This window comes from Paenibacillus plantiphilus, assembly GCF_927798095.1.
Lineage (GTDB): Bacteria > Bacillota > Bacilli > Paenibacillales > Paenibacillaceae > Paenibacillus_Z > Paenibacillus_Z plantiphilus.
Genome location: NZ_CAKMMF010000037.1, coordinates 35968 through 49945, shown reverse-complemented (window position 1 = coordinate 49945; position 13978 = coordinate 35968). Strand labels below are relative to the sequence as shown.

Here is a 13978-nt window from a genome sequence, read left to right as displayed (position 1 = left end):
ATTTAAACTCGTCGTTATAATGCTGCCTCGTTTTCCCCATTGTGAACACCTCACCTTTTATTAGGATTATTATCTGTCCAACGTTACGAGGTGTCCACTTTTTATTCTAATTGCATTTTCCGTCTTATAGAGATTGCCAACGGCGATTCTTCGACGTTTTGTCAGCTGTAAGAGGGTTTTTCAGCCTTCCAGCGTGCCCCGCTCCTTTTTTCCGAGCTGTAACACGGTTTTTCAGCCTTATGGAGATTGCCAAAGGTGATTCTTCGACGCTTTGTCAGCTGTAAGCGGGTTTTTCAGCCTTCCAGCGTGCCCCGCTCCTTTTTTCCGAGCTGTAACGCGGTTTTTCAGCCATAAACAGCGAATATCTGGGCTGACTTTCTCTACAGCCTGGCTTTTATATAGAAAGGAACTCTCTGCTCGCTAGGTCTGTCTGCTAGTACGATAAAGCGATTGTACTACGGATACATGCTGCTATAGCAACTCTCTATTCTCTATTCTCTATTCTCTATTCTCTATTCTCTATTCTCTACTCTCTACTACTCTCTACTCTCTACTTGCTACTTGCTACTTGCTACTTGCTACTCTCTACTTTCTACTCTCTACTCTCTACTCTCTACTTGCTACTTGCTACTCCCTACTCCCTACTCCCTACTCCCTACTCCCTACTCTCTACTCTCTACTCTCTACTCTCTACTCTCTACTCTCTACTCTACATCCTTCTATCTGCTGCACTCTACACTAGTCCCGTTATCCGTTATTCAACCTACGATATGCAGCACTAATACGGTGGGAGAGGCGACTGATACAGACGACGGCGAGATGACCTTAATTGCAGCTTGATTACAGCTATCGCCAGTCCCCCAAATTGCAGATGAATATTATCGGTGATTGTTATCCGGTAACCTTTGCTACGACTGTATCCGCGCTAATTACGATCTGCTCCGCGGTTCGCCGCTCACGATACTCGACCAAGCCTTCGGCAGCCTGTCTGCCGACTGTAATTCGAATCGGAATCCCTATCAGATCCGAATCCTTGAATTTCACCCCTGGACGTTCATCACGATCATCCAGCAGCACTTCAACCCCCGCAACCTTCAATTGACGGTATAGCTCCTCCGCCAGCCGAACCTGCTCGGTATCCTTAACCGACACCATAATAAGGTGAACATAGAACGGAGCAATGGCATTCGGCCATAAAATGCCGCCGCTATCATGATGCTGCTCCACGACAGCGGACAAGATACGGGAAATTCCAATTCCGTAGCAGCCCATGATCATAAGCTGCTCCCTGCCTGTTGAATCCAGAAACTTGGCATCCAGCTTCTCGCTGTACTTGGTTCCAAGCTTGAACACTTGGCCAACTTCGATGCCCCGATGAAATACGAGTCCTCCACCGCAGCGGGGACAGCAATCCCCCTCTGTCGCATTGCGATAATCTCCCATAATCCGCAACGAAAAATCCCTTCCAGGCTGCACATTGCGCAGATGGTAGTCCTGCTCGTTGGCTCCTACAATGACGGTCTTCATAGCAGCTACGCTCCTGTCCACCAGTATCGGAATGGACAGCCCTATCGGTCCTGCGAAGCCTGTCGGCGCTCCTGTTATCGCTTCAATCGCTGCCGCATCAGCCAGAACCAGATTCTCCGCATCCAGCGCATGCTTCACTTTGATCTCATTCACCTCATGATCGCCTCGGACCAACACAGCAATATAATTCTCATCGCACAGGTAGATCAGCGTCTTCACGAAACTGCTGGCAGCCATACCCGTAGATTGAGCGAGTTCCTGAATCGTTCTCGTATCGGGCGTATGCAATCTGTCGTAATGACCTGCACCCGCAGCGGCTTGGCCTTGCTTATTCACCGCTGACCCTGCCTCCGCATTCCCTTCAACCTGCAAAAGCAAACTAGGGTCCGCCTCGCCTGAATGCCCCTCCGCCTTTTCCAAATTCGCGGCATAGTCGCAGCTCATGCAGGAGACGACCGTATCCTCGCCAATATCGGCGAGGGCCATAAATTCATGCGTGCCGCCCTCGCCGCCAATCGCTCCGGCATCAGCCTCCACCGGACGATAATTCAGGCCGCAGCGGGCAAAAATGCGGCAATATGCATCGTACATGGACCGATACGAGCTATCCAGCCCTTCCCAGCTGCTGTCGAAGGAATAAGCATCCTTCATCAGAAACTCTCTGCCGCGCAGCAGACCGAAGCGCGGCCTGCGCTCATCGCGAAATTTCGTTTGAATCTGATATAGCGTCAATGGAAGCTTGCGATAGGAATTGACTTCATTGCGGACCAATGCCGTAATGACTTCCTCATGTGTGGGACCAAGCACGAACTCCCGTTGATGGCGGTCCTGGAACCGAATGAGCTCCTGTCCATACACCTCATATCGTCCGGATTCATGCCACAGCTCCGCAGGCTGCATCGCAGGCATTAGAATCTCCTGGACTCCGGCAAGCTCCATCTCCTCACGAACAATCGCAGACACCTTCCGCAATACCCGCAAGCCAAGCGGCAAATACGTATAAATCCCTGCTGCAACCTGCCGAATAAATCCGGCCCTCAGCAGCAGCTGATGACTGATTGCCTCCGCCTCCGATGGCGCTTCGCGCAAGGTTGGGATCAACAGCTTCTCTTGTCGCATAGTATGAACCCTCCTTTTCATTACTTCCTGAGCTAGCGTCTCGCTGGGCACGCTAAACGCAAAAAAACACACTCGCCAGGGACGAATGTGTTCGTGGTACCACCCTAATTCGAGCATGATGCATCTCATGCCCCTCTACTTCGATAACGGATCAGTATCCGGTAATGGTTGCACTGCTGCAGAACCTGCAGAAACAATGCTTCACCATTACAGCTCACAAGGCGGGAAATATTGGATCGGTTCGAGAAGCCTTGCAGCCAGTGGGCTTCCTCTCTGTAACGACCGGATTCAAATATGATTCCTTGCTCACAGCCATTTCCTTATGCAAATGTTTCGATTAATTTATATCATATTGAGACAAGAGTCAAGTTAAATCGGCACATTACTTTTCATGTCGGGAAATGATAACATAGACTCGAATGAATGCTAGAGAGATAGGATGGATGACATGTCAGAGCAAATATTGCTGGTAGAGGATGATCTCGAAATCGGCGCAATGGTTCACAATTATCTTAGCATGGAAGGCTTCACAGTTGTTCATGCGACGACGGGCGAGGAAGCGCTGCGCATCTTCGAGGCGAATGCCGCCTTCTCTCTTATACTGCTTGATATTATGCTGCCCAGGCTGAACGGCATCGATATTCTGAGACGGGTTCGGGAGAAAAGCTTGATTCCAATTCTTATTATCTCGGCCAAGGATAGCGACGTGGATAAGGCACTCGGCCTTGGGTTCGGAGCAGACGATTACATTGCCAAGCCGTTCTCTATGATTGAGCTGCTGGCCAGAGTAAAAGCGGCAATACGACGCGCGACACGCTATTCCGATGGGGGCAAGAGCGCGCAGGAAAATATCGTGCATGTCCGCGAGCTTACGATGAACCTCGACAACTTGACCGTGAGCAAGAACGGCCGCGAATTAAAGCTCACCTCCAAGGAGCTGTATATGCTGAAGCTGTTCATTACGAACCCGAAGAAGATTTTTACCAAGGAACAGATCTACCGCTCGGTCTGGAATGACGAGTATTACGGAGATGAGAATATCATTAATGTTCATATGAGCAGGCTGCGGGAGAAGATTGAAGACAACCCCTCCGAGCCCCAATATATTAAGACGCTGTGGGGAATCGGCTACAAGTTGGGAGAGCACTAGATGACGATGACGATTACGCTGCTGCTCGTCGTTATCCTGCTATTGCTTCTCCTTAACTATGCCCAGCTCAGAGCGAAGAGAAAACGAAACGATAATCTGGAGTATGTGCGAACCAAGCTGGACAGCATCCTGACAAACAGCTCGTCAGAACGTCTGCTGCTCGTTACCGATGATGAACAACTGCAGGAGCTGCTCAACGCGATTAACCGTCTGTTGGACCATAATCATCAGCATATTGCTCAATACAAGGATACCGAACAGGCAATAAGGCGAATGCTCTCGAATATTTCCCATGATCTCAAAACTCCGCTCACAGTCGTTCTCGGCTATGTCGAAACCCTTCTGCATCAACGGATTAACGATCCGCAGGAGCAGACGAGACTGCTGACCAAGGTCAATGACAAGGCTGTGGAAATTGTGGAGCTGATTCATAAGTTTTTCGATCTCGCCAAGCTGGAGGCTGGGGATACGGAGCTTCCGCCAACGATCATTCAGATGAATGAGCTATGCAGGAATAATATTCTCATGTTCTATGAATCTGCCTACTCGCAAGGCCTTGAAGCAGTGATAGAAATACCCGATGCCCCCATCTATGTCTACAGCCATGAGGAATCGTTGAACCGGATCTTGAACAACCTGCTCGCCAATGCGATTCAGCATGGCCGCGACGGAGGGGTAATTGGGCTGACGCTGAGAAGCGATGATGAGGGAGCCCTCTATGTTGAGGTTTGGGATCGCGGGCGCGGCATTCATGAACGCCATCAAAGCCTTGTTTTTGAGCGGATGTATACACTCGAAGATTCCCGAAACAAGGCTTTCCAGGGAAGCGGACTTGGACTTACGATTACGAAGCGGCTGGTCGATAATCTCGGCGGCGAGATTACGGTGCAGAGCAAGCCTTACGAACGGACCAGCTTCACAGTCAAGCTTCAGCGCGCCGTCTACCAGACTGATCTATCAGCAACGTAAGACGTAAGATTCTCTTAAGAATTGAGCAACAAATATGAAAGCGCAACGGCTTACAATATAATTATCAGCCAAAGAGAGAAGGAGATTGCACATGAGTTATATTGTAAATACGACGCATTTGACCAAGCTGTTCCAAGGCAAAGAGGTTGTCTCCAATGTGAATATGAAGGTAAAGAAGGGACAAATATACGGTTTCCTGGGTCCCAATGGCGCGGGAAAAACAACGGTTATGAAAATGTTGCTGAACCTGATCAAGCCCTCCAGCGGCGAGATCGAATTGTTCGGCCAGAAGCTGACCGCTTCCTCGTATGAGCTTTTCAAACGGGTGGGCAGCATTATCGAATATCCTATTTTCTACGATAAGCTGACAGCGCGGGACAATCTGGATCTGCATTGCCAGTACATGGGACTGCACAATAAGAAGACCATTGATGAGGCGATGGAGCTGGTTCAGCTGACTAATGTGGACGGCAAGGCGGTGTGCAACTTTTCTCTCGGCATGAAGCAGCGGCTGGGCATTGCCAGAGCAATCGCCACCAAGCCGGAGCTGCTCATACTCGATGAGCCGATTAACGGTCTCGATCCTGTCGGCATTAAAGAGCTTCGCGGCTTATTCAGCCTGCTGAGCAAGCAGTATGGAATGACGCTGCTGATTTCCAGTCATATTCTAGGGGAGATTGAGCAAATTGCCGATACGATTGGCGTCATCAGCGGCGGCAGATTCATCGAAGAGATCGCCATGAATGATCTTAGAGGGCAGAATACCGTCTATATGGAGCTGGTGACACCAGACATTAAGAGGGCTGCCTATGTGCTGGAGAATGAGCTGAGCCTGACTAATTTCAGAATTATCGGGGAATCGACAATCCGCATCTACGAAACCGAGCTGTCGCAAGCGGAAATTTCCAAAACTCTCGTAATGAGTGATATCGCGATCGAATCCATTAACAAGCGGCACACCTCATTGGAGGACTATTTCATGCAATTAATCGAAGGAGGGCAAGCACATGCTTCATTTAATCAGGCTTGAGCTGAGAAAGGGCAATCTGGGCTGGTATTTGAAGGGCGCTGTCATTGCCAACCTGCTCATCATTGCATTCGTATGCATTCTACCCTACGCCGAGGAAGCAGGGGAAATCATATTTCCCAATATGGCGGAAGCACTAATGGCCATCAGCACGTTCGTCAGAGCCACCTTCATTATTTTCGCTTCAGTCCTGATCGCCAAGCTCATTATCGACGAGTATAGGAACAAAACAATTACTGTTCTGTTCACCTATCCCGTTCAACGGACCAAGCTCATGCTGGCCAAGATTATTATTATTAGCGCTGTCACCTTTCTGACTACACTCGTCTCCAATATTATCGACGTCTGCGGCTTTCTGATCGTGAATCACTATCTCGAATTCGTTGCTGCTCCATTAACGTCCGATCTCATCGTTGAAGAGCTGATCCGAATGACTGTCTATGCGCTTGCTTCCGCCGGCATGTGCCTCATTCCTATCTATTTCGGCATGCGCAAAAAGTCGGTTCCAGCTACTATTATCTCGTCCATCCTGATCGTCGCTGTTTTCAGCTCCAACAATCAAGGTTTCAACGTCAGCTCCATTATCGCAATTCCGCTGGCTGCGGCGGCTATCGGCTTTCTAATCGCCTTCTTCTCCATCCGCAACATCAATAGCGCGGATATCGCGTAGCAGGGAATATCGCGCAGGGAACATACATGGGACATTCTCATGCTCAGCGGAACGCTGCACCGCGCAATGGATGCCGAGCGCAGCCCCCATCTAAAAACAAGAAGGCCCTCCCGCCGTAGACCACAGCTACGGTTTGGGACGGCCTTCTCATCTATTCATACGAGTTTATCCAGCTCGCTGCTGCCAAAATACTTGCCGAACTCCTGCATTGCAAAATGATCCATCATGCCCGAGATGAAATCGACAACATTGCGCCGCCGCTCTTCATCGGTGGCATAACCCCGGTATTCGGGAGGCAGCAGCATGAGCTGCGGATTCAGCCGCTCATCGGTATAAACCTCGTACAGCCCGCGCAGCACCTTCTCTCCCTTCCGCTCATAAATATGCACCGAAGGCCTGCGGTTTATGAGCTGAAACACCAGTTTTTTAAGTCCTTTGGACAGCAGGCCGAATTGCGTGAAGCCGAGTCCCTGCTTCTGCGGCTGGTAGGCAATATCGCGAATAAGCGTATTCACGATGGTTGATGTCAGTTCCTTGCGGAACAGGAAGGAATATTCCTCTGAGGAGCGTGAGCCTTCGCCCTTGCGCGCGAACTCCCTGCACCTGTTCACCATCCCCTCGAACGTCTCATAGCTATTCCCGTAATCCTTGGCGACACTGAATTCAAACAGCAGCTCATCGACGGAGAACAGGTTCTGGCTTAAGCTATCCTCCAGATCATGCGCCGCATAAGCGATCTCATCCGCCAGATCCATAATTTCCATCTCGATCGTGCGCGCCTCCTGCTCGCCCAGCCCAAGCATCTCCAGATTCATCCGGATATCCTCATAGTCCTCATCATAGATGAATTTGCTATTGGCGCCCTGATCATAGCGTCTAAAATATTTCACCACGCCAAGCTGGGTGCGGAACAGCAGATTCATTCCCCGGTAGGCATGATGGCGCTGCTCCAGCTTGCGTAGAATACGGAGCGTCTGGGCATTGCCTTCAAATCCGCCAATATCAGCTACAAGCTCGCAAAGCACCCGCTCTCCATAATGGCCGATGGGCGGGTTGCCCAAATCATGCGCCAGCGAGCAGGCTTCCACGACAAACGTATTGCCGATATTCAGATCAATCGCAATTCCTCTGGCAATTTGAGAAACCTCCATGCTGTGCGTCAGACGATTACGGAAGAAGAGGTTGTGGTCAATGCCGAGCAGCTGCATTTTTCCCTGAAGCCGCCTGAACGAGGAGGAATACAATACGCGCGCATAATCCCTCGAATACTCATCCCTTACACGACCGTCATCCTGATCCGCATGGAGGCGGAAATCCAGAAGCTGCGACCGGGCAAGAGACGCCCTCACATAGTCCAATGTTCGTTCATTATAGTTCATTCGCTGTACCCACCATTCCTTGTCCAATTAGCTTCATAATCGCAGCTGATTTCATCCGATTGCCGTCCGAATTGTGAATGACGATATCGCACAGCATCAAGCTCCTAATCTCTTCCTCATAGGTCCGCAATCTGCGCTCCAGCTCCGCAGCAGACGTCCCTCTATTAATAAGACGCTGTCGACACTGCTCCATACTTGCCGTCACGCCGATGATCAGCGCCTTATCCTGCAGCAGCGCTTTGATCTGCTGCGCGCCGCCCGCTTCCATCACAATAGCGCTCGGCTCGGATCTGTCTGCCGCGCTCTGGATAGCGGCAATCGAGGTTCCGTAATAATTCCCTTGATACTCTGCCATCTCCAGCATTTTCTGCTGCTCGTACATCATTTCCAGCTGCTCTCTGCCAGCAAAATGATAATCCTGCCCGTCCACCTCGCCTGGCCTTGGCGCGCGCGATGTCCATGTGACGATGCGAGGCAGGCCTAGTATAGCTTGAAGCGTGCTTTTTCCCGATCCGCTGGGACCTTGGAAAACAATCAGTTTAAACGACATTATGCAGACCCTCCGCGTACCGTTAGTTAACCCGTCTGACACTATCATAGCCGTTCCTGCTGCCCGCTGTCACGCGGCGTTTCAGGCTTTAGAATGATGCCCACAGCATGAGTATTCGGAACAGCTTGCAATTCCCAAGATTGTGCACCGCGCGCAGCTCCCAGCGCTCGTTGGTGCAATACGATGTTGGCAGTCAACGATGCATCATGATGCAGAAATAGCTTGAAATTGCCGCAGCAGACGTATATTCTATTACTAGACTGGACGGTCGGTTTTATTTCATGGGAGCTGATGATGGTTGAGAAAACCGGTAGAGCTGATTAAGCGGGAGATCGCGACCCAAGCAGGAACGCTATTCATACAGCGGGGCTACGCCGCGACATCGATGGAGGAGATCTGTCGAGCCACCGGTCGCAGCAAGGGGAGCATCTATTACCATTTTAAGAGCAAGGAAGCACTGTTCCTCCATGTCATCAAGCTCAAGGCTGAAGCCTGGAACGAGACCTGGGCGCTCAAGGAAGGACAATGCTCAACGGCTGTTGAGAAGCTGTATGCGCTGGCCGAGCATTTTGCCGATGACTTCGAGAACCCCCTTATGGGCGTTGCCAACGAATTCATGACCAGTCAGATTATCGATCAGGACATGATGAATGATCTGCTGGGCATGCTTCGCTCCTCCTACCATCTGTATGAGAAGGTGCTCGAAGAAGGCATTCAGCGGGGCGAGCTGCAGGCGGATAATGCGCGCGATCTGATGTATATTTTGCACGGGATGCTGGGCGGGCTTGGTACTCTGTACTATGAGACCGATATTAAAGAGATCAAGCGGCTCCATATTAAAAGCATTGATGTATTCCTGAACGGAGTACGCGCACGATAAGTTGGCTGATGAGAATCAGTCACTCTTTTTGATCGGAATTGGACCGGACAGTCGGTTTAATTTAATTCATTGACTGGGGAGGAATACATATAATGATGAGGACAGAAGCTGCGTCTTTTATATATATGCGGGACGGCCGCAAGCTGGCTTATAAGGAATACGGGGCAAGCGGCGGAATTCCTGTTATGCTTTTCCACGGGACGCCGGGCTCGAAAATATGGTATGCGGAGGAGGATGATATTGCATTATCGCTGGGCATTCGATTAATCGCCACAGACCGGCCAGGCTTCGGCACGTCAGACAACAAGCCCGGCAGAAGTCTGCTTCACTGGGCGGATGACATTGTACAGCTTGCCGACCAGCTTGGCATCGGGCAGTTCGCCGTTCTGGGCGCGTCAGGAGGCGGCGTCTATGCAGCAGCATGCGCTTATGCCATTCCAGATCGGCTGCGAAATGTAACGATGGTCGCAAGCGCAACGCCTTTCGTCAACGGAAAGCCATCCAAAGCGATGATCAAAGAAAACAGAACCGTGTTCTGGCTGGGCAGGCACGCGCCGTGGCTGCTCAAGCCGGCCCTTCAATCGCAGCGAAAAATGATGCTGAACAAGCCCGACAAGTTTCTGGATTTGATGAAAAAGGGCAACAGTCATCTGTCCGATTGGGACAAGCAGTATGTCCAAACCGATGAGCAATTAAATGAAATGTTCATTCATCTCCATGAAGCTTATCGTGTGAGTGTAGATGGAATGCTCTACGAAACCCGGCTGCTGACCCAGCCTTGGGGCTTCGATGTCGAAGATATTGCCATTCCGGTGCATCTCTGGCATGGCGAGGCCGATCGCATGGCGCCTTATGAGGATGCGAAGGAGCTGGCCGATCGGATGCGGCATGCGCATTTTCACAGCTTCCCCGGCGCTGGGCACTTTTTGACATCTGACGAGAGTATTTGGACATCCATCCTCCAAACAGTGAGAGCAGACTTCTCCTGATTCGGGAACTTGGGAGTTTGGGAGTTGAGGAATTGAGGACACGGGAATTCGGAACTGAGGGCGGGGATTCGGGTACTCTGTCCCCTGCCCTTCCGAACATTCTCCCTGGCTCCCTATCGGCCCCCTCTACCCTTGCTCTATCAGCTCCCTCTCTCGCGCCTTCTCTCCAGCAGGGAGTGTTCAATGATGGAATCCAGCAGCTCGCTCATCGATATTCCAGCCGCCTTCGCACTCTTCGGAAGCAGGCTGGCGCTGGTCAGTCCAGGCAGCGTATTGGCCTCCATCACATAGGGGATGCCGTCACGCAGAATCATATCAATTCTGGCATATACGCTGCATTTCAATGCATGCCAGCAGCCGAGCGCAGCAGCACGCACACGTTCTTCGATCTCGGGCGGCAGATGGATGACCTGCTCGTCAGCCATGCCGTCGGTATATTTGGACGTATAATCAAAAAAGTCCGAAGAGGATGCAATCGATAGTACTGGCAGCATCCGGCCGTTAAGGATTGCACAGGTTATCTCCTGTCCGCCGATATAGTGCTCAATCATGACAGAATCATCCCATCGGAGCGCTTCTTGCAGAGCAGACTGCAGCTCCTCGCCGCTATGAATAATTTGAACACCGATGCTGGAACCGCCCGAATTCGGCTTTACAACAACAGGATACTCTAACCCTTCACGAACTTTACCTGCAAGAGCTTTGCCATCCAGCTCTGCCATTCGACTGTCCACCATCATCCAGTTCGGCGTGTGGATGCCCTCCAAGCGGATCAGCTTCTTGGCGATATCCTTATCCATGCACAGTCCGCTCGACAACACGCCTGACCCGGTGAAAGGAATACCAAGAGAATGAAGTGTGGCTTGAATCGTGCCATCCTCCCCATACTTCCCGTGAAGCGCAAGCAGCGCCACGTCGACGTCCCTTATCGCTTCGACTAGCTCGCTGCCGTTATTGATTTCAATCGGATAAGGGTCATATTTGTCCCGATCCAGATGGGACAGCATCTCCTGTCCTGTCATCAGGGACACCTGCCGTTCTGATGAATCTCCGCCCATTATGACGCCTACTCTCATTGCAATCCCTTTCCTTTCAGCTCGATTCCTTTCTCTCACATCATTTGAAGTACAGCCTCTCCAATGCGCTTTGTGCCCTTAATGATGTCCTCGTCGGCCACCCGCGAGAATCCGAGACGCATCGTGTTGCTCCCGCCGCCATCGGTGTAGAAGATCGTTCCCGGGGTGAATATGACCCCTTTGTCACGGCAGCTGTCCAGCAATGCTCTCGTATCAAACTCCTTCTCAAATTCAAGGAACAGATGCAAGCCGCCATCGCCGGACAAACGCTGGCAAGGAATGAACGAGTGGCAGCATTGAACGGCGAGCTCATATTTTCTTTTATACTCGGCCTTCGCGCGCTTGAGATATTTCTCGAAATATCCGTTATGGAGATACTGGTAAAGCACAGATTGATCCAGCGTCGACGTATGAATAGTACGCGCCCGCTTGACGCTCACGAGATAATCAATCAGCTCCTTATCCGCCAGCAGCCAACCGACCCGAAGGCCTGGGAAAAGGATTTTGGAGTAGCTGCCTGCATAAATAATACTGTTGCTCCCGCCGCCGCAAGCGATTAAAGGCGCCACATGAGAACCGGAATATCTCAGCTCCTCGTTGAAGCCATCCTCCAGAATCGGGACTCCGTGGCGGGCAAGCAGCCTTGCAGCGGCAATTCGTTTCTCGTGAGACATGACGATTCCCGTCGGGTTCTGATAGGAAGGAACGAGATAGGCCAAATCGAATGCCTGCTGAGACAATGCCAGCTCCAGCTTCTGAAGGCTTATACCATCGGGCTCTATATCCACGCCGGTAATTGCGAAGCCGTGCAGCTTGAAATTTTTGAGCGCAGTATGATGGGTGGGATTCTCGCACAGGATGCGGCCGTGCTTCTTGTTCAATGATGACAGAACAATATCCAGTCCCTCTGTGAAGCCATTCGTAATGAGAATATCTTTGCCTGCCAGATCGACACCCTTGTTCTCCATATAGCGCAGCAAATAATCGATGAGCGGCTTATAGCCTTTTGCATAGCCATAGTTCAAGACGATATCGCCCTCTAATGACATCCGATCCAGAAACGCCCTTCTGAAATTGTTCATATCAAACAGCTTCTCGTCTGGGGCGATGCTCGTGAAGGAGATCATCCCTTGCGCCGAGCGTATGCCGCGTTTCATAATGTCCTCTTCCTCGGCGGTCCGTGCCAGCTCATTCAAATGCTGCTTCCAGTCTACCTGCCAGGAGACTTGCAAAGCCTCGGCATCAGTCACTCCAACCGCAGATGGGGTAACGAAATTACCCTTTCCCCTCTCCACATAAATGAGATCCTCTTCCTCCAGATCGGCATAGGCCGCCACCACTGTATTCCTGCTGACGTTCAACAGCATGCCCAGCTCACGTGTGGATGGGAGCTTCTGGTTCGCTTGCAGCGCGCCCTTGGTGATCAACCGTTTCATGTAATCCTTCACCTGGATATAGACCGGACGATCATCCATCAGCTTGAAATCAGTAAACATCCCATCACTCTCCTGCAGTTATCATGGCATAAAGCGGCAGTGAATAAAAGATCCACGCAACCAGCCGTTTGCTCACCCAGTGGCAGGACTGATACAGCCCCCGCCCCGCTGACTGCGATGGAAGACAACACTTAGTTTAACGCATGAAGCTGCGGCAAGTCGGGTACATCTCAACGCCGGTTCAACTAATTAGGCGGTATTTAACAATTGGGTTGACTAATTGATTGTGGAATGGTTATTTAGAAGATAGCTGCGCTATAATAACGGCTGTCACATTGTCACCAACAATTTATAATCAATTATTGACGAAACGGAAAAATAATAGTATAAAGAAGGTATAATATGTTATCCATTGATAAACAGATGTTGTTTCTTCTTACTTGCGTACCATCGATTACCGTTCAGCGTTTCATTGAAATCTATACCGCTCGCGGCTATTCGCAGCAATCCGTCCGCAATGTCGTGTCACGGTTGAAGGGTCTCGGTTATATCGAGGCAGTCGAGCGCTCCAACTATTCCATTACAGAGCATGGGCGGCGTACGTTAACGGCCATCGCGGGCAAAGGGTTTAATTACGGGAACCAATGGGATGGACAATGGCAGCTCGTGACATTCGAAATTCCCGATTCCGAGCGGTCCAAGCGTTATCAGCTTCGCAATGCGCTGATCAATCTGGGGTTTGCCGCTTTGTACAAGAACACGTACATCTCGCCATGGAATTACGTTGACGAGGTGGAACGGCTGACCGCCAATCTGGAGCTTGCGGACAATGTTACGCAGATGAAAGGAACCTTTCAGCACTTCTCCATGACACCTGAGCTCGCAGCCAAAATGTGGAATTTAGAGGATGTTCGCGCTGCTCAGAACGAGAAGCTGCGGTGGTTTCACGAGGAATTTGTTCCCGAGATTGAGCGGCTGAAGGGGGAAGGCGACGCTCTGCAGCTGTTCATCAGCTATCTGGAGCTAGGGGAAATGATGAGTGCGTATGTCATTCTTGATCCTATGCTGCCAGCCCAGCTGCTGCCGCCGGATTGGAAGGGACAGCAATTGCTCGACTCACTTTACCGTACGTTCTCCGTCCTGCATCATGAGGTTCCAGAGGATGCTTATTATTACCCATTAATGAAGGGTTAGGCACAGCTTGAA

At 50.8% G+C, this 13978-nt stretch carries 12 protein-coding genes; 7 read left to right on the top strand and 5 right to left on the bottom strand.

What is annotated here, in order from left to right; all coding sequences use genetic code 11:
* Nucleotides 1-891: 891 nt before the first annotated feature.
* A complete protein-coding gene (locus L6H65_RS23620; RefSeq protein ID WP_236345884.1) occupies nucleotides 892-2646 on the bottom strand; it encodes a proline--tRNA ligase in 1755 nt (584 codons plus the stop codon).
* A gap of 448 nt (nucleotides 2647-3094) precedes the next feature.
* On the opposite strand from L6H65_RS23620, the gene L6H65_RS23615 reads away from it, so the two are divergent.
* The 4 genes from L6H65_RS23615 (at nucleotide 3095) to L6H65_RS23600 (ending at nucleotide 6462) form a co-directional block, all read left to right on the top strand.
* Entirely contained in the window at nucleotides 3095-3796 is a 702-nt protein-coding gene (locus L6H65_RS23615) for a response regulator transcription factor (RefSeq protein ID WP_290370468.1), read from the top strand.
* Complete coding sequence (locus L6H65_RS23610; protein WP_290370467.1) at nucleotides 3797-4765, top strand: sensor histidine kinase; 969 nt, start codon at nucleotides 3797-3799, stop codon at nucleotides 4763-4765.
* Between the two features lie 91 nt (nucleotides 4766-4856).
* A complete protein-coding gene (locus tag L6H65_RS23605) occupies nucleotides 4857-5795 on the top strand; it encodes an ABC transporter ATP-binding protein (RefSeq protein WP_236345881.1) in 939 nt (312 codons plus the stop codon).
* Nucleotides 5773-6462: an ABC transporter permease gene (locus L6H65_RS23600; protein ID WP_236345879.1), complete on the top strand. Its 690-nt coding sequence runs from the start codon at nucleotides 5773-5775 to the stop codon at nucleotides 6460-6462. The genes L6H65_RS23605 and L6H65_RS23600 overlap by 23 nt, the downstream gene beginning before the upstream one ends.
* A 155-nt stretch (nucleotides 6463-6617) precedes the next feature.
* Here L6H65_RS23600 and L6H65_RS23595 read toward each other — a convergent pair whose 3' ends face one another.
* Nucleotides 6618-7841 carry a deoxyguanosinetriphosphate triphosphohydrolase family protein gene (locus L6H65_RS23595; protein WP_236345876.1) on the bottom strand — a complete coding sequence of 408 codons (1224 nt, stop codon included), beginning with the start codon at nucleotides 7839-7841 and terminating at the stop codon, nucleotides 6618-6620.
* Nucleotides 7831-8391 (bottom strand): guanylate kinase, encoded by a 561-nt coding sequence (locus L6H65_RS23590; protein WP_236345825.1) that lies wholly within the window; start codon nucleotides 8389-8391, stop codon nucleotides 7831-7833. The genes L6H65_RS23595 and L6H65_RS23590 overlap by 11 nt, the downstream gene beginning before the upstream one ends.
* Nucleotides 8392-8689: 298 nt before the next feature.
* Here L6H65_RS23590 and L6H65_RS23585 point away from each other — a divergent pair, with 298 nt between their 5' ends.
* Together L6H65_RS23585 and L6H65_RS23580 are read left to right on the top strand one after the other, a co-directional pair.
* The gene (locus L6H65_RS23585; protein WP_236345812.1) at nucleotides 8690-9271 is read left to right on the top strand and encodes a TetR/AcrR family transcriptional regulator; all 582 of its coding nucleotides are present in this window, start codon (nucleotides 8690-8692) and stop codon (nucleotides 9269-9271) included.
* A 92-nt stretch (nucleotides 9272-9363) separates the two neighbouring features.
* Nucleotides 9364-10260, top strand: a complete 897-nt coding sequence (locus L6H65_RS23580; RefSeq protein ID WP_236345809.1) for an alpha/beta fold hydrolase — start codon at nucleotides 9364-9366, stop codon at nucleotides 10258-10260.
* Nucleotides 10261-10400: 140 nt separating this feature from the next.
* Here the strand turns inward: L6H65_RS23580 and L6H65_RS23575 are convergent, their stop codons facing one another.
* Together L6H65_RS23575 and L6H65_RS23570 are read right to left on the bottom strand one after the other, a co-directional pair.
* Nucleotides 10401-11336 carry a D-alanine--D-alanine ligase gene (locus L6H65_RS23575; protein WP_236345806.1) on the bottom strand — a complete coding sequence of 312 codons (936 nt, stop codon included), beginning with the start codon at nucleotides 11334-11336 and terminating at the stop codon, nucleotides 10401-10403.
* Nucleotides 11337-11371: 35 nt separating this feature from the next.
* On the bottom strand, nucleotides 11372-12832 hold the full coding sequence (locus L6H65_RS23570) for an aminotransferase-like domain-containing protein (RefSeq protein ID WP_236345803.1): 1461 nt from the start codon (nucleotides 12830-12832) through the stop codon (nucleotides 11372-11374).
* A 342-nt stretch (nucleotides 12833-13174) separates the two neighbouring features.
* On the opposite strand from L6H65_RS23570, the gene L6H65_RS23565 reads away from it, so the two are divergent.
* Nucleotides 13175-13966 carry a PaaX family transcriptional regulator C-terminal domain-containing protein gene (locus L6H65_RS23565; RefSeq protein WP_236345800.1) on the top strand — a complete coding sequence of 264 codons (792 nt, stop codon included), beginning with the start codon at nucleotides 13175-13177 and terminating at the stop codon, nucleotides 13964-13966.
* The last annotated feature ends 12 nt before the right edge of the window (nucleotides 13967-13978 follow it).

Coding starts and splice junctions, on each gene's coding strand:
- L6H65_RS23620 (WP_236345884.1), bottom strand. CDS start 2,646: ATGCGACAAGAGAAGCTGTTGATCCCAACCTTGCGCGAAGCGCCATCG.
- L6H65_RS23615 (WP_290370468.1), top strand. CDS start 3,095: ATGTCAGAGCAAATATTGCTGGTAGAGGATGATCTCGAAATCGGCGCA.
- L6H65_RS23610 (WP_290370467.1), top strand. CDS start 3,797: ATGACGATGACGATTACGCTGCTGCTCGTCGTTATCCTGCTATTGCTT.
- L6H65_RS23605 (WP_236345881.1), top strand. CDS start 4,857: ATGAGTTATATTGTAAATACGACGCATTTGACCAAGCTGTTCCAAGGC.
- L6H65_RS23600 (WP_236345879.1), top strand. CDS start 5,773: ATGCTTCATTTAATCAGGCTTGAGCTGAGAAAGGGCAATCTGGGCTGG.
- L6H65_RS23595 (WP_236345876.1), bottom strand. CDS start 7,841: ATGAACTATAATGAACGAACATTGGACTATGTGAGGGCGTCTCTTGCC.
- L6H65_RS23590 (WP_236345825.1), bottom strand. CDS start 8,391: ATGTCGTTTAAACTGATTGTTTTCCAAGGTCCCAGCGGATCGGGAAAA.
- L6H65_RS23580 (WP_236345809.1), top strand. CDS start 9,364: ATGATGAGGACAGAAGCTGCGTCTTTTATATATATGCGGGACGGCCGC.
- L6H65_RS23575 (WP_236345806.1), bottom strand. CDS start 11,336: ATGAGAGTAGGCGTCATAATGGGCGGAGATTCATCAGAACGGCAGGTG.
- L6H65_RS23570 (WP_236345803.1), bottom strand. CDS start 12,832: ATGTTTACTGATTTCAAGCTGATGGATGATCGTCCGGTCTATATCCAG.
- L6H65_RS23565 (WP_236345800.1), top strand. CDS start 13,175: ATGTTATCCATTGATAAACAGATGTTGTTTCTTCTTACTTGCGTACCA.